Source organism: Roseivivax isoporae LMG 25204 (genome assembly GCF_000521865.1).
In the GTDB taxonomy this organism is placed as follows: Bacteria; Pseudomonadota; Alphaproteobacteria; order Rhodobacterales; family Rhodobacteraceae; genus Roseivivax; species Roseivivax isoporae.
The window spans coordinates 99,876-115,727 of record NZ_JAME01000008.1 but is presented as its reverse complement, the minus strand read 5'-3'; the positions used below and the strand labels follow the sequence as shown (position 1 = coordinate 115,727).

At 70.4% G+C, this 15,852-nt stretch carries 17 protein-coding genes; 3 read left to right on the top strand and 14 right to left on the bottom strand.

Annotation, left to right across the window (positions count from 1 at the left end; genetic code table 11):
• Positions 1 to 66: 66 nt before the first annotated feature.
• Positions 67 to 897 carry a flagellar motor protein MotB gene (locus RISW2_RS07175; RefSeq protein ID WP_043768485.1) on the bottom strand — a complete coding sequence of 277 codons (831 nt, stop codon included), beginning with the start codon at positions 895 to 897 and terminating at the stop codon, positions 67 to 69.
• 187 nt (positions 898 to 1,084) lie between these two features.
• Between RISW2_RS07175 and RISW2_RS07170 the strand changes: the two genes are divergently transcribed.
• Positions 1,085 to 3,232 (top strand): YjbH domain-containing protein, encoded by a 2,148-nt coding sequence (locus RISW2_RS07170; RefSeq protein ID WP_043768483.1) that lies wholly within the window; start codon positions 1,085 to 1,087, stop codon positions 3,230 to 3,232.
• The gene (locus RISW2_RS07165) at positions 3,229 to 3,903 is read left to right on the top strand and encodes a YjbF family lipoprotein (RefSeq protein WP_051491848.1); all 675 of its coding nucleotides are present in this window, start codon (positions 3,229 to 3,231) and stop codon (positions 3,901 to 3,903) included. Before RISW2_RS07170 ends, RISW2_RS07165 begins: the two co-directional genes overlap by 4 nt.
• 19 nt (positions 3,904 to 3,922) lie before the next feature.
• Here the strand turns inward: RISW2_RS07165 and RISW2_RS07160 are convergent, their stop codons facing one another.
• Positions 3,923 to 4,534: a sugar transferase gene (locus tag RISW2_RS07160; protein WP_043768481.1), complete on the bottom strand. Its 612-nt coding sequence runs from the start codon at positions 4,532 to 4,534 to the stop codon at positions 3,923 to 3,925.
• Positions 4,531 to 5,388 carry an NAD-dependent epimerase/dehydratase family protein gene (locus RISW2_RS07155; protein ID WP_051491847.1) on the bottom strand — a complete coding sequence of 286 codons (858 nt, stop codon included), beginning with the start codon at positions 5,386 to 5,388 and terminating at the stop codon, positions 4,531 to 4,533. Before RISW2_RS07155 ends, RISW2_RS07160 begins: the two co-directional genes overlap by 4 nt.
• Positions 5,389 to 5,493: 105 nt before the next feature.
• Between RISW2_RS07155 and RISW2_RS07150 the strand changes: the two genes are divergently transcribed.
• On the top strand, positions 5,494 to 6,618 hold the full coding sequence (locus RISW2_RS07150) for a polysaccharide biosynthesis/export family protein (RefSeq protein ID WP_043768479.1): 1,125 nt from the start codon (positions 5,494 to 5,496) through the stop codon (positions 6,616 to 6,618).
• 13 nt (positions 6,619 to 6,631) lie between these two features.
• On the opposite strand, the gene RISW2_RS07145 is transcribed toward RISW2_RS07150, so the two are convergent.
• The 11 genes from RISW2_RS07145 to bchL form a co-directional block, all read right to left on the bottom strand.
• Entirely contained in the window at positions 6,632 to 7,069 is a 438-nt protein-coding gene (locus tag RISW2_RS07145) for a c-type cytochrome (protein ID WP_051491846.1), read from the bottom strand.
• 60 nt (positions 7,070 to 7,129) lie between these two features.
• Positions 7,130 to 8,344: a 5-aminolevulinate synthase gene (gene hemA / locus RISW2_RS07140; protein WP_043768477.1), complete on the bottom strand. Its 1,215-nt coding sequence runs from the start codon at positions 8,342 to 8,344 to the stop codon at positions 7,130 to 7,132.
• Positions 8,334 to 9,137 carry a putative photosynthetic complex assembly protein PuhE gene (puhE, locus tag RISW2_RS07135; RefSeq protein WP_043768475.1) on the bottom strand — a complete coding sequence of 268 codons (804 nt, stop codon included), beginning with the start codon at positions 9,135 to 9,137 and terminating at the stop codon, positions 8,334 to 8,336. The genes hemA and puhE overlap by 11 nt, the downstream gene beginning before the upstream one ends.
• Positions 9,138 to 9,243: 106 nt before the next feature.
• Positions 9,244 to 10,383, bottom strand: a complete 1,140-nt coding sequence (gene acsF, locus RISW2_RS07130) for a magnesium-protoporphyrin IX monomethyl ester (oxidative) cyclase (protein WP_244437522.1) — start codon at positions 10,381 to 10,383, stop codon at positions 9,244 to 9,246.
• Positions 10,380 to 10,676 (bottom strand): hypothetical protein, encoded by a 297-nt coding sequence (locus tag RISW2_RS07125; protein WP_043768473.1) that lies wholly within the window; start codon positions 10,674 to 10,676, stop codon positions 10,380 to 10,382. Before RISW2_RS07125 ends, acsF begins: the two co-directional genes overlap by 4 nt.
• 20 nt (positions 10,677 to 10,696) lie before the next feature.
• Positions 10,697 to 11,155, bottom strand: coding sequence for a photosynthetic complex assembly protein PuhC (gene puhC / locus RISW2_RS07120; protein WP_043768471.1), 459 nt, complete (start codon positions 11,153 to 11,155; stop codon positions 10,697 to 10,699).
• A 13-nt stretch (positions 11,156 to 11,168) separates the two neighbouring features.
• Positions 11,169 to 11,819, bottom strand: coding sequence for a photosynthetic complex putative assembly protein PuhB (gene puhB, locus RISW2_RS07115; RefSeq protein ID WP_043768469.1), 651 nt, complete (start codon positions 11,817 to 11,819; stop codon positions 11,169 to 11,171).
• 130 nt (positions 11,820 to 11,949) lie between these two features.
• Positions 11,950 to 12,720 carry a photosynthetic reaction center subunit H gene (gene puhA / locus RISW2_RS07110; protein WP_211238678.1) on the bottom strand — a complete coding sequence of 257 codons (771 nt, stop codon included), beginning with the start codon at positions 12,718 to 12,720 and terminating at the stop codon, positions 11,950 to 11,952.
• A 27-nt stretch (positions 12,721 to 12,747) separates the two neighbouring features.
• Positions 12,748 to 14,172: a PucC family protein gene (locus RISW2_RS07105; protein ID WP_043768467.1), complete on the bottom strand. Its 1,425-nt coding sequence runs from the start codon at positions 14,170 to 14,172 to the stop codon at positions 12,748 to 12,750.
• A complete protein-coding gene (bchM, locus tag RISW2_RS07100) occupies positions 14,169 to 14,840 on the bottom strand; it encodes a magnesium protoporphyrin IX methyltransferase (RefSeq protein WP_043768465.1) in 672 nt (223 codons plus the stop codon). Before bchM ends, RISW2_RS07105 begins: the two co-directional genes overlap by 4 nt.
• A 40-nt stretch (positions 14,841 to 14,880) precedes the next feature.
• Positions 14,881 to 15,801 carry a ferredoxin:protochlorophyllide reductase (ATP-dependent) iron-sulfur ATP-binding protein gene (bchL, locus tag RISW2_RS07095; RefSeq protein ID WP_051491851.1) on the bottom strand — a complete coding sequence of 307 codons (921 nt, stop codon included), beginning with the start codon at positions 15,799 to 15,801 and terminating at the stop codon, positions 14,881 to 14,883.
• Between the last annotated feature and the right edge of the window lie 51 nt (positions 15,802 to 15,852).

Genomic DNA, 15,852 nt, shown 5'->3' with positions numbered 1-15,852 from the left:
GACACCCACCCCTGATACGCAGCCGGGCTTAATGCCCGGCTAACGGGTAAAATGCGCAGCACCCCCTCAGCGCAGGAAGATGACCTCGACGCGGTTGTTGCGCGGGCTCATGGGGTTCTCGTGCGCGGGCTTGCGGTCGGCATGCGCGGTCACCCGGGCGATACGCCTGCCCGGCAGGCCGCCCTCCTCGAGCAGGACGCGCACCTTCTGCGCGCGCGCCTCGGAGGTCGTCCAGGCGGGATTGACCGCGAGGACCTCGGGAAAGGTCGCGACAAACGCCTCGACCGACAGCGCGTTCTCAACGACAAGCCCGGTCTCGGCCAGGACCTGCGTCAGCCGGCGCAGCGGATCGGCCGGCTCGTCCACGCCTGTGAACAGCGGCGCGCCCGGCAGGTCGTGCAGCTCGATCACGAGCCCCGCATCGGTGATGCGGATGCTCATGTGCTGCAGGAGGCTGTTGCCGTCCTGCGATTCGACCATCTTCTCGAGCAGGATGCGGCGCGTCTCCTCGAGCACGACCGTCTCGATCGCGTGGGTCGGAGAGCCCTCGTCCGCGGCGTCGGCGCCCTGCGCCTGCTGCTGCTCGGCGGGGTTCCGCGCGGTCGCCCCGGTGCCGTCCTGCGGCAGCGTGTCCTCCGCGAACACCGAGCTGCCCTTGAGGTCCTTGTCCCCGCCGCCCGACACGCGGTTGATCGAGATCGTCGGGCTGAAATAGTCCGCGAGCCCCTTGCGCTGCTTCTCGGTCGTCGCGTTCAGCAGCCACATCAGCATGAAGAAGGCCATCATCGCGGTCACGAAGTCCGCATAGGCGACCTTCCACGCCCCGCCGTGATGACCGCCGCCGGCGACCACCTTCTTGCGCTTGATGATCGTCGTGCCGTTCCCGTTCCCAGCCATGCCCGTCACTCCACCCGACAGCCCGGGGCCACGATCTGCACGCGAGGTGGGACGAGAGTTCCGCCGAACTCGGGCGCCTGTGTGGCGAAAGCCTCAAAACCGCGACAGCCCGTTCCGGGTCCGATGGACAGGGCGCACCGTGCGCCGCTACTAAGGCCCGAGAACCACGCGTGGCAGGGAGAGGCTCATGTCGGACAAGCGAAGCGCGCTCGGGGCGCTGAAGGCGACCGCCGCCGCCGCGATCCTGTCCGCCGCGGCAGGCGGCGCCCACGCCCAGGCGACCGCGCAGGAAGCCCCCGGGAAGCGGGTCCCGAGCTTCAACCTCTACGGCCTGCCCGGCCTCGTGGACATGCCGACGGCCGAGATGGCGTCCGACGGCACGCTCGCGCTGACGGTCGGGCAGTTCGGGAACACGACGCGCGGCACGCTCAGCTTCCAGCTGCTGCCGCGGGTGATCGGCAGCTTCCGCTACGCGCGGCTGCAGGATTCGACGCTCGACCCGCGCGACGACTATTTCGACCGCAGCTTCGACATCCGCCTCCAGCTGCTCAAGGAAAGCGACTGGCTGCCGGCGGTGACGGTGGGTCTGCAGGACTTCGCCGGCACGGGGCTCTTCGGCGGCGAATACCTCGTCGCAACCAAGGAGATCGTCCCGGGCCTGCGCGTGACCGGGGGCCTCGGCTGGGGCCGGCTCGGCAGCCACAACGTGGTGGGATCGACCGGCACGCGTCCCGCGAACGACATCGGGCTCGGGGGCACGGTCGACTACGAACGCTTCTTCCGGGGCGACGCGGGCTTTTTCGGCGGCGTCAGCTACGACGTGACCGACCGGCTGCGGGTGAAGCTCGAATACTCGTCCGACGATTACGAGCTCGAGCAGAGCACCTCGCCGTTCGAGCGCAGCTCGCCGTGGAATTTCGGGATCGACTACATGTTCCGGAACGGCACGCAGCTGTCGCTCTACCACGTCTACGGCACCGAGATCGGCGCGCAGATCACGCTCGCCACCGACCTGAAATCGGCGCCGGTTCCGGGCGGCAACGAGGGCGCGCCCCTGCCCGTTCAGCCGCGCAGCGCGGAAAGCGCCGTCGACCTCGGGTGGACCGGCAATTCCGTGGCGCAGACCCGGGCGCGCGAGTCGCTCGACCAGCTGCTCGACGACGAGGGCATCGGGCTCGAGGGCCTGAGGCTCGAGGCCGGACGCGCCACCGCGCGCATCCAGAACCGCAAGTACAATGCCGTGCCGCAGGCCATCGGCCGCACCGCGCGGGCGATGACGCGCGCGCTGCCGGGCTCGATCAGCGAGTTCGTGATCGTGACCACCGAGGACGGCCTGCCCGGATCGGCCGTGGTGCTCGACCGCGCCGACATCGAGACGCTGGAATTCGACGCGGCCTCGGCGATCGAGGATCGCGCGCGCATCGTCGACGCCGCCGGCCTGACCCCCGCGCCCTTCCCCGACGAGTACCCGAAGCTCGAATGGTCGTTCTCGCCCTTCGTGCGGACGAGCGCCTTCGATCCCGACGAGCCGCTGCGGGTCGACTACGGTCTGCGCGTGAGCGGCGAGGCACGCCTCACGCCGAGCTTCATCCTGGCGGGCGCGGTGTCCCACAAGCTCGGCGGCAACATCGGCGACGGCCGCATCAACACGGCGACCCCGGGCGTGCCGGCGGTGCGCACCAACTACACGCTCTATGCCCGGGAAGCCGACACCGCGGTCGATTACCTGACGCTGTCGCACTATGCCCACCCGGTCGAGGACTTCTACACCCGCGTGACCGCCGGCTACCTCGAGAGGCAGTACGCGGGCATCTCGACCGAAGTTCTGTGGAAACCCGTGGACAGCCGGCTCGGCCTCGGCGGCGAGGTGAACTTCATCCGCCAGCGCGACTACGACGGCGGGTTCGGGCTGCGCGACAACGAGACCATCACCGGGGAGATCCCCGAGGTGAACGGCCACCTGTCGGCCTATTACGACATCGGCTGGGGTTTCCACGGCCAGGTCGACGTGGGCCGCTACCTCGCCGGCGATTACGGCGCGACGGTCTCGATCGACCGCGAGTTCGACAACGGCTGGCGCGTGGGCGCCTTCGCCACCTTCACCGAGCTCAGCGCCGACGAATTCGGCGAGGGCTCCTTCGACAAGGGCATCCGCGTGACGCTGCCGCTCAACTGGGCGATCGGCAGCGCGAACCGCCGGGCCGAGACGGTGGTCATCAAGCCGATCACCCGCGACGGCGGCGCGCGCCTGTCCGTGCGCGGCCGGCTGTACGACCGGGTGCGCGACAACCACGGCCCCGAGATGGCCAAGACCTGGGGGCGGTTCTGGAGATGATCGGCAAGACCTTCCTGCGCGCGGTCCTGCCGCTCTCGCTCGTCCTCGCGCTCGCGTCCTGCGGCAGCGATCAGGAGCGCGTCCGTTCCATCGACGTCCTGCGCCAGATCGGCGCGCAGATCGGCAGCGGCCGGCCCGCGCCGTTGCCCGAGGCGACGATCATGAGCACGCTGGGCCAGCTCCGCGGTCCCGTGACCTTCGTCGAGGTGGAAAGCCGCGGCGGACAGGCGCTGTTCGTGCCGGTGCAGCGCAACGGCGCGTATACCACCTACGCGACGCCCGCGGGTGCCTCGGTCGTGTTCCGCGACGGCTTCGTGGTGCAGACGCGCGGGCTCGGCGGCGACCTCATGTCGACGGACGAGGACGCGCTCCTGTCACTGATCCGCGCGCGCCAGCGCGGCACCGCACCCTACGTGATGCGGCATCTCGACGGCGAGAACCACACCGTCACCGACACCTATACCTGCAACGTGCTGCCACAGGGCCGCGAGGATTTCGCGTCGGGCGAGGTGCGTGCGCGGGGCACCCGGCTGCACGTCCATTGCGTCAGCGACGGGGGCCGCGATTTCGTGTCGCTGGTGCTGGTCGACGACGCGGGCCGGGTCTTGAGCGCGCAGCAATTCGTTGGCGGATTGTCCGAGTTCCTGAACTACCGCGTGCTGCGCCGCTGAGGCGCCCGCCTGCCCAGGCTCAATGCGGCGGCAGGCGGCGCACCACCGTGGACAGCATGAGGCGGGCGTCGCTGCACAGCGTGCGCCGACGCGCGTAGATCATGTCGATCCGCGCCTTCCGGGGAACGCAGCGGCGGCAATAGACCGCCTCGGTCTCGGCCGCCGTGGCGCAGCGCCCGAGCATCCGTTCCTCCGCACGGTGAAAAGCGAGCGTCGCCATGCCGGTCACGCCGGGGCGGTCCTTCAGGACCTCGGCATAGAGGTCCGGGAACATCTCGACGTAGCGGCGCAGCGGCGGGCGCGGTCCGACGAAGCCGATGTCGCCCCGCAGGATGTTCCAGAGCTGCGGCAGCTCGTCCAGCCGGTAGCGGCGCAGGATGCGGCCCGTCCGGGTGATGCGCCGCGCCTTGTCCCCGCCCGAGACGCCGCTGTCCGTCGCGACCGTGCGCATGGTGCGGAACTTCCACAGCAGGAACGCCTGCCCCGGCGCGCGCATGCGTTCGCCGAGATAGAGCACCGGCCGGCCGTCGAGACACAGGATGGCGAGGGCGATCAGCAGGATCACCGGGGACAGCACCACCGCAAGCAGAGCGGCGACGGTGACGTCGAGCGCGCGCGCCATGGCCCTCATGCGGCGGCCGCCAGGGCGGCGCGCCAGTCCGAGACGAGATGCGCGGGATCCGCGGCGCGGTCGTCGAGCGGGCAGATCGCCAGCATGCGCGACACGTCGAGCGCCACCCGCCGCGCGGCCCCTTCCGGTGCGACGCGCCAGAGGACCGGACGGCCGGCGGCGCGGGCGATCGCCTCCATCGCGGTGGTGCGGGGGGCGCCGACATTGAGGATCGCCGGCAGCCGCGCGGGATCGGCGGCGGCAAGCGCGACGACAACGCGGGCGAGGTCGCTCGGCGCGATGTAGTTGCGCTCTGGTCCCGCCCCGTCCGCGAAGCGGTCAAGCGTGACCTCGTGGGCGCGGGTCATCGCGTCGAAGAGGCTCTCGGCGCCGGCGACGTTGCCGATCCGGAGGCAGACGGCACGCGGCCCCTGCGGATCGGCCGCCACGTGCCGCGCCACCGCCGCCTCCATCTCGAGCTTCGCCGCGCCGTAGGGTCCGGGCGGCGCGGGCGTGTCCTCCTCGGTCAGGGTCTCGGGTCCGGGCGCGTAGACCGCGGAGGTGGAGCAGTGGATCACCAGCCGGGCGCCCACCGCGCGCCCGAGCGCCATCGCCGCCCCGGCCAGTTCGGCGTTCCGGCTCAGGTCGCGGCCCGGCCCCGGCACGACACCCCAGAACGCCGCGACCACCGCCGCGCGTGGCAGGCCGTCCGTGGGTGCGCCGGGCTCCCACACCACGCCCGCGCCGGGGCGCCGCGCCACGGGCACGAGCGCGGGCGCCCCCGACACCGTCGGCCAGACCCCGCGCAGAAGGCGCCCGACCTTGCCGGTCGCGCCGGTGAGCAGGATCGGGCCGGAAGCTTCGCCGCCAGACATTTTTGAGTCCATCCCCACTGGAATTTGCCGCCAACACGTTTATCACCGGGTGGCCGGTGCGGAAAAGGATCGGCGTGTCCGCACGACACGGGAAGAGGGACGAACATGGCCGCGACACGAAGACTCCTGGCTCTTGTGGCGTCGCTGCTGCTCGTGGCGGCGTGCAGCCTGCCGCGCGGCGCGGCGCTGGAATCCGAGGTCGTGAACGAAAGCCGCTCGGCCGAGCCGACCTTCCAGGTCGTGCCGGTCACACGGGCGAACATGGCGGGCGTCGCGCATTGGCCCGCGACCGGGAACTACCGGTCGTTCAACTGGATCGGCGCCACCGGCGCGCCCGACACCTCGGTGATCTCGACCGGCGACCGGGTGAACCTGACGATCTACGACAGCCAGGAGAACTCGCTGCTGACCAGCACCGCCGAGAAGTCCACGCAGATGCAGGGGCTCGAGGTCGACCAGGACGGCGCGATCTTCGTGCCCTACATCGACCGCGTGAACGTGCGCGGCATGACGCCCTCGGCGGCGCGCGCGCGCATCCAGCGCATGCTCGAGCCTATCGTGCCCTCCGCGCAGGTGCTCCTGCAACTGCAGCCCGGGCAGAACAATTCCGTCGACCTCGCCGGCGGCGTCGGCGCGCCGGGCACCTACCCGATGCCGTCGCGGAACTATCCCATCATCAGCCTGATCTCGGCCGGCGGCGGCATCACGCCGACCTACCAGAACCCGATCGTCAAACTGATCCGGGGCGGGTCGACCTACGAGATCTTCGCCGAGGACCTGTTCAAGTCCGGCGCGCGCAACACCACGCTGCAGCCCCGGGACGTGGTCGTGGTGTCCGACGACGATCGCACCTTCACCGCGCTCGGCGCTTCGGGGTCCGAGGACCTGATCAGCTTCACCAAGCCGCGCATCTCCGCGCTCGAGGCCCTCGCCCTGATGCGCGGCCTGCAGGACAGCCGTGCGGATCCGAAGGGCGTGCTGGTCCTGCGCGAATACAGCGCCTCGGCGCTGCGCGCGGACGGGTCGGGCCCGAATCGGCAGCAGGTGATCTTCGCCTTCGACCTGACGAGCGCCGACGGGCTGTTCGCGGCGCGGCAGTTCAACATCTATCCCGACGACACCGTCCTCGCGACCGAATCGCCAGTCACCAAGGCGCAGACCATCTTCGCGCTGTTCGGGTCCGTCTTCGGCTTCACCCGGCAGGTGACGACGATCGCGAACACCAACTGAGCCGGAAGCCGGCTCAGGGTTCGAGCGAGCGCAGGTAGGCCCAGAGGTCCTCGCGGTTGGCCTTCATCCGGAAGGCCATCGTGCCGCGGGCGCTGTCGTCGCCCAGCCATTCCTTGAGATATTCCGTCGGGTTCACGAGGTAGTCGACGAAGGTTTCCTGCGTCCAGGTCAGCCCCTGCGCGCCGGCACGCTGCAGCGAGTCGCCGTAGTTGAACCCGGCGACGGTGCCGGCGCGGCGTCCCGCGATCCCGTAGAGATTCGGCCCCGCGCGCCCGCCGGGCACAAGCACCCGGCCGTCGTCGGCGACGACCGCGTGGCAGGCGGTGCAGTTCCGGAAGGCGCGCGCGCCCGCCTCGGGGTCACCCGCACCCTGACCGACCGCGGGCGCGGCAAACCAGAGCGCGCAGAGCGCGACGGAGAGGGGACGGAACAGGCGGGTCTTTCGGGTCATGGCAGCGGGAGATTTAACCGCTTTCCTGCCCGATGGAAGACCTGCCCGCCGTCCTCTCGATCACGCCACCGCGTGCGCCAACGCGCAGCGCTTCCAGAGCGTGGCAAGCGCCTGCACGAGGTACTCGATGTCCTCGTCGGTGTGCAGCGGACCGGGGGTGAAGCGCAGCCGCTCGGTGCCTTTGGGCACCGTCGGGTAGTTGATCGGCTGCACGTAGATGCCGAAGTCCTGCATCAGGATGTCGGCGAGCTGGCGGCACTTCACCGGGTCCTTGATCATGACCGGGATGATGTGGCTGTCGTTGGGCAGGTGCGGGATGCCCTGCGCGTCGAGCCGGGCGCGCAGCTTGCGCACCTGTTCCTTCTGGCGGGCGCGTTCGGCGCCGCTTTCCTTCAGGTGGCGAATCGAGGTGCAGGCGGCCGCGGCGCAGGCCGGCGGCAGCGCGGTCGTAAAGATGAACCCCGACGCGAAGCTGCGGATGAAGTCGCAGAGCGCGGCCGAGCCGGTGACGTAGCCGCCCACCACGCCGAACGCCTTGCCGAGCGTGCCCTCGATCAGCGTGATGCGGTCCTGCAGGCCGCGTTCCTCGCTGATGCCGCCGCCGCGCGCGCCGTACATGCCGACCGCGTGCACCTCGTCGAGATAGGTCATGGCGCCGTGCCGTTCCGCGACCTCGACGATCTCGTCCATCGGGCAGATGTCGCCATCCATCGAGTAGACCGATTCGAAGGCGACGATCTTGGTCGCGTTGACCGGCAGCGCCGCGAGCTTGCGATCGAGATCCTCGGGGTCGTTGTGCCTCCAGATGACCTTGTCGGCCTTGGAATGGCGGATCCCCTCGATCATCGAGGCGTGGTTCTTCTCGTCGGAGAGGATCACCGCGTCGGGCAGCTTCGACCCGAGGGTCGACAGCGCCGCCCAGTTGGAAACGTAGCCCGAGGTGAAGAGGAGCGCCGAGTCCTTGCCGTGCAGGTCGGCGAGCTCGGCCTCGAGCATCGCGTGCTGGTGGGTGTTGCCGGAGATGTTGCGCGTGCCGCCGGCGCCGCAGCCGCAGGCATGGGCCGTGTCGACCATGGCCTGGATGACGGTCGGATGCTGCCCCATCCCGAGATAGTCGTTCGAGCACCACACCGTCACGTCGTCGGGCGCCTGCGCGTCATGGCTGATCGCCCTCGGGAACGCGCCCGCGCGCCGCTCGAGTTCGGCGAAGATGCGGTAGTTCCCCTCGCGCTTCAAAGCGTCGAGGCTCTCGGTGAAAAGGGCGTCAAAGTCCATGGGCGTCCTCCCGGGATGGTGTTTTTTGTGGGCGCGCGGGCAACATCCAGCGCCAGAGCTTCTCGTCGGGCAACGGCAGGACCATGAACCAGTGTTCGAGAAGGGCGAGGGCGGTCATCGCGGCAAGAAGCGCGAAACCCGCCGTGGCGACCGAGGTTTCGGCCGTGACGAGGCGATCGAGCCAGCACGCGGTCGCGAAGCTGAGCGCGGTCACCGAAAGCGGAAAGAGCCAGTTCACGCCGGCGCGGCGGAAATGGCTCGGCACGTGGGCAAGTGCCGCCGGCATGAATTCCGTGTTGATGCGCGGCACGCCGAGAAAGAGGTTCAGCTTGGCCGAGACGCGCGCGAAGAAGAGCACCGCGAAGGTCCAGAAGCCGAACGCGTTCGCGGCATCGCGCGTCAGCGCCCACAGCGCCAGCAGCGACGCGACCAGCAGCATCTCGTGGTAGGCAAGCACACCCCACGCCCGGATGAAGCGTTCCCATTCGGGCAGGTGGCGCGGGCAGAAATGGGCGTTGGGGCCGGTCACCGTGCCGGTGAGGAAGGCCAGCTCGATCCAGCCCCAGACCGCCAGCGCGGAAACGAAGGCGAGGTAGGCGCCGGCCGCGTCGGCCCGCCCGAGCGTCGCCCAGATGCCCCAGATCCCGAGAGCGAGGAGCGGCAGCGCGGCCAGCGTCACCCGCTCGCCGTTGCCGCGCCGGTCGGCGCGCCGCACGACGAGGAGGATCGCGCCGGTCGAGAACCACCAGGCGAAGAGCGCGAACAGCGCGGCGATCCACGGGTCGTTCAGCATGGCGCCCTCCGGTCGGTGCGCAGGATGGTGCGCGCGGGGCCGGACGGGAGGCGCGTCTCTCCCCCAAGGAAGAGACGGCGCGCCGTCGGGATCCCCGCGCGCGGGGTCAATAGGCCGGCTCCATCCGGGTGCTCTCGGGCACGCGGTGGCGGTTGGCGGGGATCGCGTAGAGGCGAACGAAGCAGGCGGCGGCACGCGCCGAGTTCAGCAGGGTCTTCACCCGGCCGCCGAGCCCGCCCTGCGCCTTGCCGGCGGCGATCGCCTTGTTGGCCGCGCTGAGGCGTTCGAGCGTCGGCTGCCAGGCCGGGTGCTCGATGTCGAGCGTGATCGGGAAGATCTGCTCGGACAGCTTCGAGGTCTTGGTGAACACCTCGTGCGCGTACCAGTCGGGATCGACGCCCAGCGCCTCGTGGAAGGCCGGCCGCTGGTGGTCGCGCACGTACATGGTCGCGTAGACCGCCGTCAGGAAGAACTTGATCCACCAGACGTTGACACCGCTCGTCAACTTCGGGTCGGTCTTCATCAGGAGGGCGAAGGCCTCGCCGTGCCGGAACTCGTCGTTGCACCATTCCTCGAACCACTTGAAGATCGGGTGGAAGCGGTGCTCGGGATGCTTCTCGAGATGCCGGAAGATGGTGATGTAGCGGGCGTAGCCGATCTTTTCCGACAGGTAGGTGGCGTAGTAGATGAACTTGGGCCGGAAGTAGGTGTACTTCTTCTTCTGCGTCAGGAAGCCCAGGTTCACCGCGACGCCCGCCTCCCGCAGCGCGTCGTTGATGAAGCCCGCATGCCGCGCCTCGTCCCGCGCCATCAGCTGGAACAGCGTCGTGACGTCGTGGTTCGACCCGCGCCGCTTCATCTCCTTGTAGAGGACGCAGCCCGAGAACTCGGCGGTGCAGGACGAGATCAGGAAGTCGATGAATTCCTTGCGCAGGCCGGGATCCATGCCGTCCCAGTCCACGTGGTCCCAGTCCGCGGTCTTGCGGAAATGGCCCTTGTTCGGGTCAGCCTGCATCTCGGCGATGAGGTTGTCCCAGTCCGCGCGGACGGGTTCGACGTCGATCGCGTCGAGCTCGTCGAAATCTGTGGTGTAGAAGCGCGGCGTCAGGAGCGTGTTCTGCATCGCCACGTCGGTGGCGAACTTCGAATCGAGCTTGGCCTGCTCTTCCTGGATCGCGAGGCCTTCCTCGGCGGTGGTGGCGTCGGCCGTGTGCGCCGCGCGCAGGCCGGTGTTCTGGACGTTCACAGCGCGACCTCCTCGGAAAAGGAGAACTCGCAAAGCTCCATCACCTCGAGGTCGCCGGTCAGGCGGGTCCAGAGGCGTTCGAGCTTCGAGGCGCGCACGATGGTCGCCTCGCGTTCCTCGATCACGATCTCGCCGAACGGCGCCATGATCTCCGGGCCGTGCACCTTGACCTCGTCGCCGGGGTAGATCACGGCGCCGTTGTCGAAGCGCACATGCGCGTGCAGGCTTTCGAACTTGTGGCTGACCTCGACGGTGCAAGGCGCCCTCTCGATATCCTTCGTCAGCAATCCCATGGACTTCCCTCCCTTGGGTCTCAGCGCAGCAGCCTGGCGAAAGCTGCCGCATTGTCCGCGCCGAACCCCATGAGGTCGGCACGCCATCCGGTGGACGGATCGACGATCGCGATCCGCCCGTTCTCGCTCGCGACGAGCCGGACCGGCCCGTCGAGCGGCACGCGCGCATTGGTGCGCTTGCGCTGCAGCACCCGCCAGACGCCGGAGACGAAGCCGCCGGTCTCGGGGGGCATGTCGGCGATCAGGGTGCCGTCTGCGTCGAGGACGCGGGCGGCGCCGGACATGTCGCCGGTGATGTAGAGGGTGCGCTCGAGCACCGCCGCGCTTTCGGGCGGCGTGGCCTCGAGCGGGCGGTCGGTCCAGACCGCCCAGGTGGTCAGTGCGAGGCTGGCCAGCACCATGGCGAGCATGGCGCGCACGAGCGCGCGCGGGACAAGGTCCTTGTCCTCGGTGCGGAAGCGGGGGGAGGTGTCGGACATGGCTCCTGCCTCCTCATTCCGCCGCGAGGCCGGCCGGGTCGGCGACCGCCGGGGCGGGCGTCACGCGGCGGACCTGCGGCACCGACAGGCGGGCCTCGGCGGCATCGGCGATCAGGCGCGCGACGCGGTCGGCATCGGGGATGCAGCGCAGTGCGGGCTGCGTGCGGGCGAACCGCCACGGGCGCAGGTGCGGCCAGAGAACCATGTAGGAAAACCGCGTCTCGCCAAGGGTTTCAAACACGATCGTGCCGGTGCCGAAGCGCCCCCGGGCGAGGTCGGCCCGCGCGATCTGGGTGTAGGGCAGGTTCAGCGTCAGCGTCAGCGCCGCGCCCACCCGCATCGCGACGCGCCGGTTCGTGACCGTGTAGACGGTCGACCGCGCCTGAACGTAGGCCACGAGGAACAGGAGCGCGAGGACAATCCCGCCCAGGAACAGGAACGGCACCGAGTAGCCCACGACCTGCCCGATGGGCAGCATGTCCACGAGCGACAGGAAGCGCCAGAGCGCCAGGGCCACGAAGTAGCCCGCGACCCAGGGCAGGCTCAACGAGTGCCAGGCGAGGGCCGCGGCCTGCGGCCGTCCCTGCCAGAGGATGCGTTCCCCCTCGGGGGGAAGCTCGGGAAGGCCCGGCACCGGTTCGGTGGCGAAATCGTCGTGGCTCATCTGTGGTTCCCCCGCTGGCATCCGTCTGGGTGTCGTATGGCTTCGGTATGGCTTGGGTCCGTCCCGCCGGCGGCCCCGTCCCGGCCCCCGGCAGATCGGTCCGCGCCCGGGCCCGAAGGCCCGGACCGCGTCAGAAACTCGGCGCGATGCGCTCCTCGCTCGCGTAGAGCAGGCCGCCGCCGTAATAGGCGCAGATCTTCTCCTCCTCGAGCTTGGTGACCTGGCTGTCCGAGGCGGTGGCCGGCACGGCCGCGAAGTGCTTGCCGAAGATCGAGCGCACCTGCACGAAGCCCGAGCGCACCCGCGCCATGGTCATCGGCACCAGCCGCTTGCCGCCGCCATGCTCGGGATCGAGCGTGATCTCGAGGTAGCGCACGAGCTGTTCAGGCTCGTCCACCCACATGTCCGAGATCATGCCGACGACCACGTCGTCGCCCGCGAGCACCGGCATGCCGCGCGGGTCCCGCCCGGCCGAATGCATGAAGCCCGCCTTGGACATGGGCACGATCTTGGGCTTGCCGTGCGCGTCGAGCTCTGGCACGTCGGCGCGCGGGCACCAGGCGCCCGGGCCGACGCCCGCCGCCATCGGATCGCCCACCGGCGCGAAGGGAAACCCGGACGAGCCGTTGGTCGCCTCGAGCGCGAGGTCGGTGCGGTCGGGGTTCTGGCCCGATGGCACGGTCACCTCGCCGCGGCCGTGCGGCAGGCGGAAGGTCTTGTCGGCGGGCACCGGCCAGATGCCGCCGGCATCGGCGACGCGGCCGTCCTCCTCGACCAGCGGATAGCCTTCGCGCTGGTTCTCGCGCTGGAGCCAGATGACGAGGCCCACGAAAAAGATGAAGAAGATCCAGAGCGACAGGCTCGCCAGATCCAGGTTCCCGAACGGATAGTCGTTGATCATGTCCCTCGTCCTCCTCGACGGCTTGGGTCAGGTGGGGAAATCGGCCAGGCCGAACTCTTGCTTGCTGCGGGTGTCCCCGTGGGCTGCGGCGCGGCTGACCAGCGGTCCGAGCACCACGAGGGTGAGAAACAGAAGACCGATCTCGGCGTGGTAGACCACCGAGTAGCCGGTCGCGGGCGAGGCGAGCGCCGCGCCCAGATCGCCTGCCATGGCATGGGCGTTCACGCTGTCGCGCAGCCCGCCGCCGATGGCGGTGGCGAGGCCGGCCGCGGTGGCCTGCGCCGCGCCCCAGGCGCCGAGCGCGAGGCCGCGCCCCGCCAGCCCCTCGGCCGGCATGGTCATGGCCGCGGTGAGCGTCGAGACGGCGAAGTACCCGCCGCCGAGCCCGATCAGCCCGGCCCCGGCGAAGAACAGCACCGGGGATTGCATGGGCGCGGCGAAGATCACCGTCGAGAAGGCGGCGATGCCCACGAGCGCGCCGGTCGCCGCCATGCGGTAGACGTTGGCGCGCCGTGCCAGCATCCGCGCGGCGAGGGCGAAGCCCACGAGCGCGCCCGCCGCCCACATGGCGGTCAGGAGCGTCGTCGCCGACACCGACAGCCCGAGGATCTCGCCGCCATAGGGTTCGAGCAGCACGTCCTGCATGGTGAAGGCCATGGTGCCGAGGAAGACCACCGCGATGAGCCGCCCCGCGGTCCCGCCGCGCGCGTAATCGGCCCAGGCCTCCGAGAAGCGCGGACGCGGCGCCGCGCGTTCGGCGGCGCTCATCGGGCGGACGCGTTCCTGCCGCCAGAGCGCGACGACGTTCAGCACCACCCCGGCGACCGCCGCGCCCTGCACCACGCGGATGAGCGTGAGCGGCGTGAAGTCGCGCAGGAGCCAGCCGATCACCAGCGCCGAGACGCCCATTCCGGCGAGGAACATCACGTAGAGCAGCGCCACGACCCGCGGCCGCGTCTCCTCGGTGGCGCGGTCCGAGGCGAGCGCGAGCCCCGCGGTCTGCGTCATGTGCAGCCCGAGGCCCGTCATCAGGAACGCGAGCGCGGCCAGCACCTCGCCCGCGAAGGGCACCTCGTGCACCACGTCGCCGCCGAGCACCAGCAGCGCCATCGGCATGATGGCGAGCCCGCCCATCTGCCAGAGCGAGCCGAACCAGAGATAGGGCACGCGCTTCCAGCCGATGGCCGAGCGGTGCGTGTCCGAGCGGAAGCCCAGCAGCGCGCGGAACGGCGCCACCAGCACCGGCAGCGCGATCATGCAGGCGACGATGGTCGCGGGCACCGACAGCTCGACGATCATCACCCGGTTGAGCGTGCCGAGCAGCAGCACGCTCGCCATGCCCACCGACACCTGGAAGAGCGCGAGCCGCAGGAGCTGTCCAAGCGGCAGCGTGTCGCTCGCCGCGTCCGAGAACGGCAGGAACCGGGTGGCGATGCGGCGCGCGGCTGTCATCTGCGCACCTCCAGGGCGTGGCTGATGTAGAAGCCCGACGCGACGCGGCCGAGATCGCGCACCCGTCCGGTGCCCGACAGCACCCGGGCAAGCCGGTCGGGCGCGTGCGGCACCATGACCGGCGAGCGGTCCGAGCGCGGGAAGAGCCGCCCGGCATGCCACATGAGCATCAGGAGCCGCGTCCGCGGCGCCACGGTGAAGACGCAGGAGCCAGCGCAGCGCCCGGCCAGCCGGTCGAGCGCCGCGCGGATGTCGTCCTCGCGGTAGTAGATGAGGCTGTCCATGGCCAGCACGTGGTCGAACCGGCCGAGCGCGGGATCGGTCATGTCGCCCGCGACGAAGGACACCCGGCGGCGCAGCGCCTCGGGCAGCCGCGCCTCGGCCAGGGACAGGAGCTGCGGCGAGAGATCCGCCGCCACCACCTCGGCGCCGCGCTCGGCCAGCGCGCGCGTCGCCTGCCCCGCGCCGCAGCCCGCGTCGAGCACCCGCGCGCCCGAGAGGTCGGCGGGCAGCGCGTCGAGCAGCCGCGCGCGCATGGCGTCGCGGCCGCGGCGCACGGTCTCGCGGATGCGGCTCACCTTGGCGTCCGAGGTCAGCCGCGCCCAGGTGCGGGTGGCGGTGCGGTCGAAATAGGTCTCGACCCGGTCGCGCGTCAGCTCGTAGCTCACCCCCGTGCCTCCCCGTGCGTGCCCCTGCGGTCCCCGTCCATCAGTCGAACCCCAGGAGCTCGAAGATCTCGCGGTCGGGCAGCGGCGCCGGCGCCAGCGGGTCGGTCCCCGCCCAGAGCGTCTCGGCCAGCCGCACGTATTCCGCCCGGGCGATCCGGATGTCGTCCTCGTCGGGCATCTCGAACAGCGTCTTCTTCTTCAGCCGCGAGCGGCGGATGGCGTCGAAGTCCGGCATGTGCGCGATGCGCTTGAATCCCACCTTCTCGCAGAAACGGTCCACCTCGTCGGTGTCGCGCGAGCGGTTGGCGATGCAGCCCGCGAGCCGCACCTTGTAGTTCGCGCTCTTGGCCTGCACCGCGGCGATGATGCGGTTCATGGCGTAGATCGAATCGAAGTCGTTGGCGGTCACGATGACCGCCCGGTCGGCATGCTGCAGCGGCGCCGCGAAGCCGCCGCAGACCACGTCGCCCAGCACGTCGAAGATCACCACGTCCGCGTCCTCGAGCATGTGGTGCTGCTTCAGCAGCTTCACGGTCTGGCCGACCACGTAGCCGCCGCAGCCGGTGCCCGCGGGCGGACCGCCCGCCTCGATGCACTGCACCCCGCCCCAGCCCTCGGTGACGAAGTCCTCGGGGCGCAGCTCCTCGGCGTGGAAATCCACGTCCTTCAGGATGTCGATCACGGTCGGCTGCAGGCGGCCGGTGAGGGTGAAGGTGGAATCGTGCTTCGGGTCGCAGCCGATCTGCAGCACCCGCTTGCCGAGGCTCGCGAAGGCCGCCGACAGGTTGGACGAGGTGGTGGACTTGCCGATGCCGCCCTTGCCGTAGACCGAGAACACCTTGGCGCCCTCGATGCGCAGGTCCGCGTCCTGGTGCACCTGCACCGATCCCTCGCCGTCCTGGCCGCGCAGGGTGGGCGGCGCCGTCAGGCCGCGGGCCTCCAGTCCCGCCGCCTCGCGCATCGCGGCGCGACCGGCCGGCGGCTGCTTGTGATCGAGCGGGCTCATGCTGTT

Excerpts from the sequence above, each read along its gene's own strand:
- RISW2_RS07175 (WP_043768485.1), bottom strand. The coding sequence starts at position 897 with ATGGCTGGGAACGGGAACGGCACGACGATCATCAAGCGCAAGAAGGTG.
- RISW2_RS07170 (WP_043768483.1), top strand. The coding sequence starts at position 1,085 with ATGTCGGACAAGCGAAGCGCGCTCGGGGCGCTGAAGGCGACCGCCGCC.
- RISW2_RS07165 (WP_051491848.1), top strand. The coding sequence starts at position 3,229 with ATGATCGGCAAGACCTTCCTGCGCGCGGTCCTGCCGCTCTCGCTCGTC.
- RISW2_RS07160 (WP_043768481.1), bottom strand. The coding sequence starts at position 4,534 with ATGAGGGCCATGGCGCGCGCGCTCGACGTCACCGTCGCCGCTCTGCTT.
- RISW2_RS07155 (WP_051491847.1), bottom strand. The coding sequence starts at position 5,388 with ATGTCTGGCGGCGAAGCTTCCGGCCCGATCCTGCTCACCGGCGCGACC.
- RISW2_RS07150 (WP_043768479.1), top strand. The coding sequence starts at position 5,494 with ATGGCCGCGACACGAAGACTCCTGGCTCTTGTGGCGTCGCTGCTGCTC.
- RISW2_RS07145 (WP_051491846.1), bottom strand. The coding sequence starts at position 7,069 with ATGACCCGAAAGACCCGCCTGTTCCGTCCCCTCTCCGTCGCGCTCTGC.
- hemA (WP_043768477.1), bottom strand. The coding sequence starts at position 8,344 with ATGGACTTTGACGCCCTTTTCACCGAGAGCCTCGACGCTTTGAAGCGC.
- puhE (WP_043768475.1), bottom strand. The coding sequence starts at position 9,137 with ATGCTGAACGACCCGTGGATCGCCGCGCTGTTCGCGCTCTTCGCCTGG.
- RISW2_RS07125 (WP_043768473.1), bottom strand. The coding sequence starts at position 10,676 with ATGGGATTGCTGACGAAGGATATCGAGAGGGCGCCTTGCACCGTCGAG.
- puhC (WP_043768471.1), bottom strand. The coding sequence starts at position 11,155 with ATGTCCGACACCTCCCCCCGCTTCCGCACCGAGGACAAGGACCTTGTC.
- puhB (WP_043768469.1), bottom strand. The coding sequence starts at position 11,819 with ATGAGCCACGACGATTTCGCCACCGAACCGGTGCCGGGCCTTCCCGAG.
- puhA (WP_211238678.1), bottom strand. The coding sequence starts at position 12,720 with ATGATCAACGACTATCCGTTCGGGAACCTGGATCTGGCGAGCCTGTCG.
- RISW2_RS07105 (WP_043768467.1), bottom strand. The coding sequence starts at position 14,172 with ATGACAGCCGCGCGCCGCATCGCCACCCGGTTCCTGCCGTTCTCGGAC.
- bchL (WP_051491851.1), bottom strand. The coding sequence starts at position 15,801 with ATGCGCGAGGCGGCGGGACTGGAGGCCCGCGGCCTGACGGCGCCGCCC.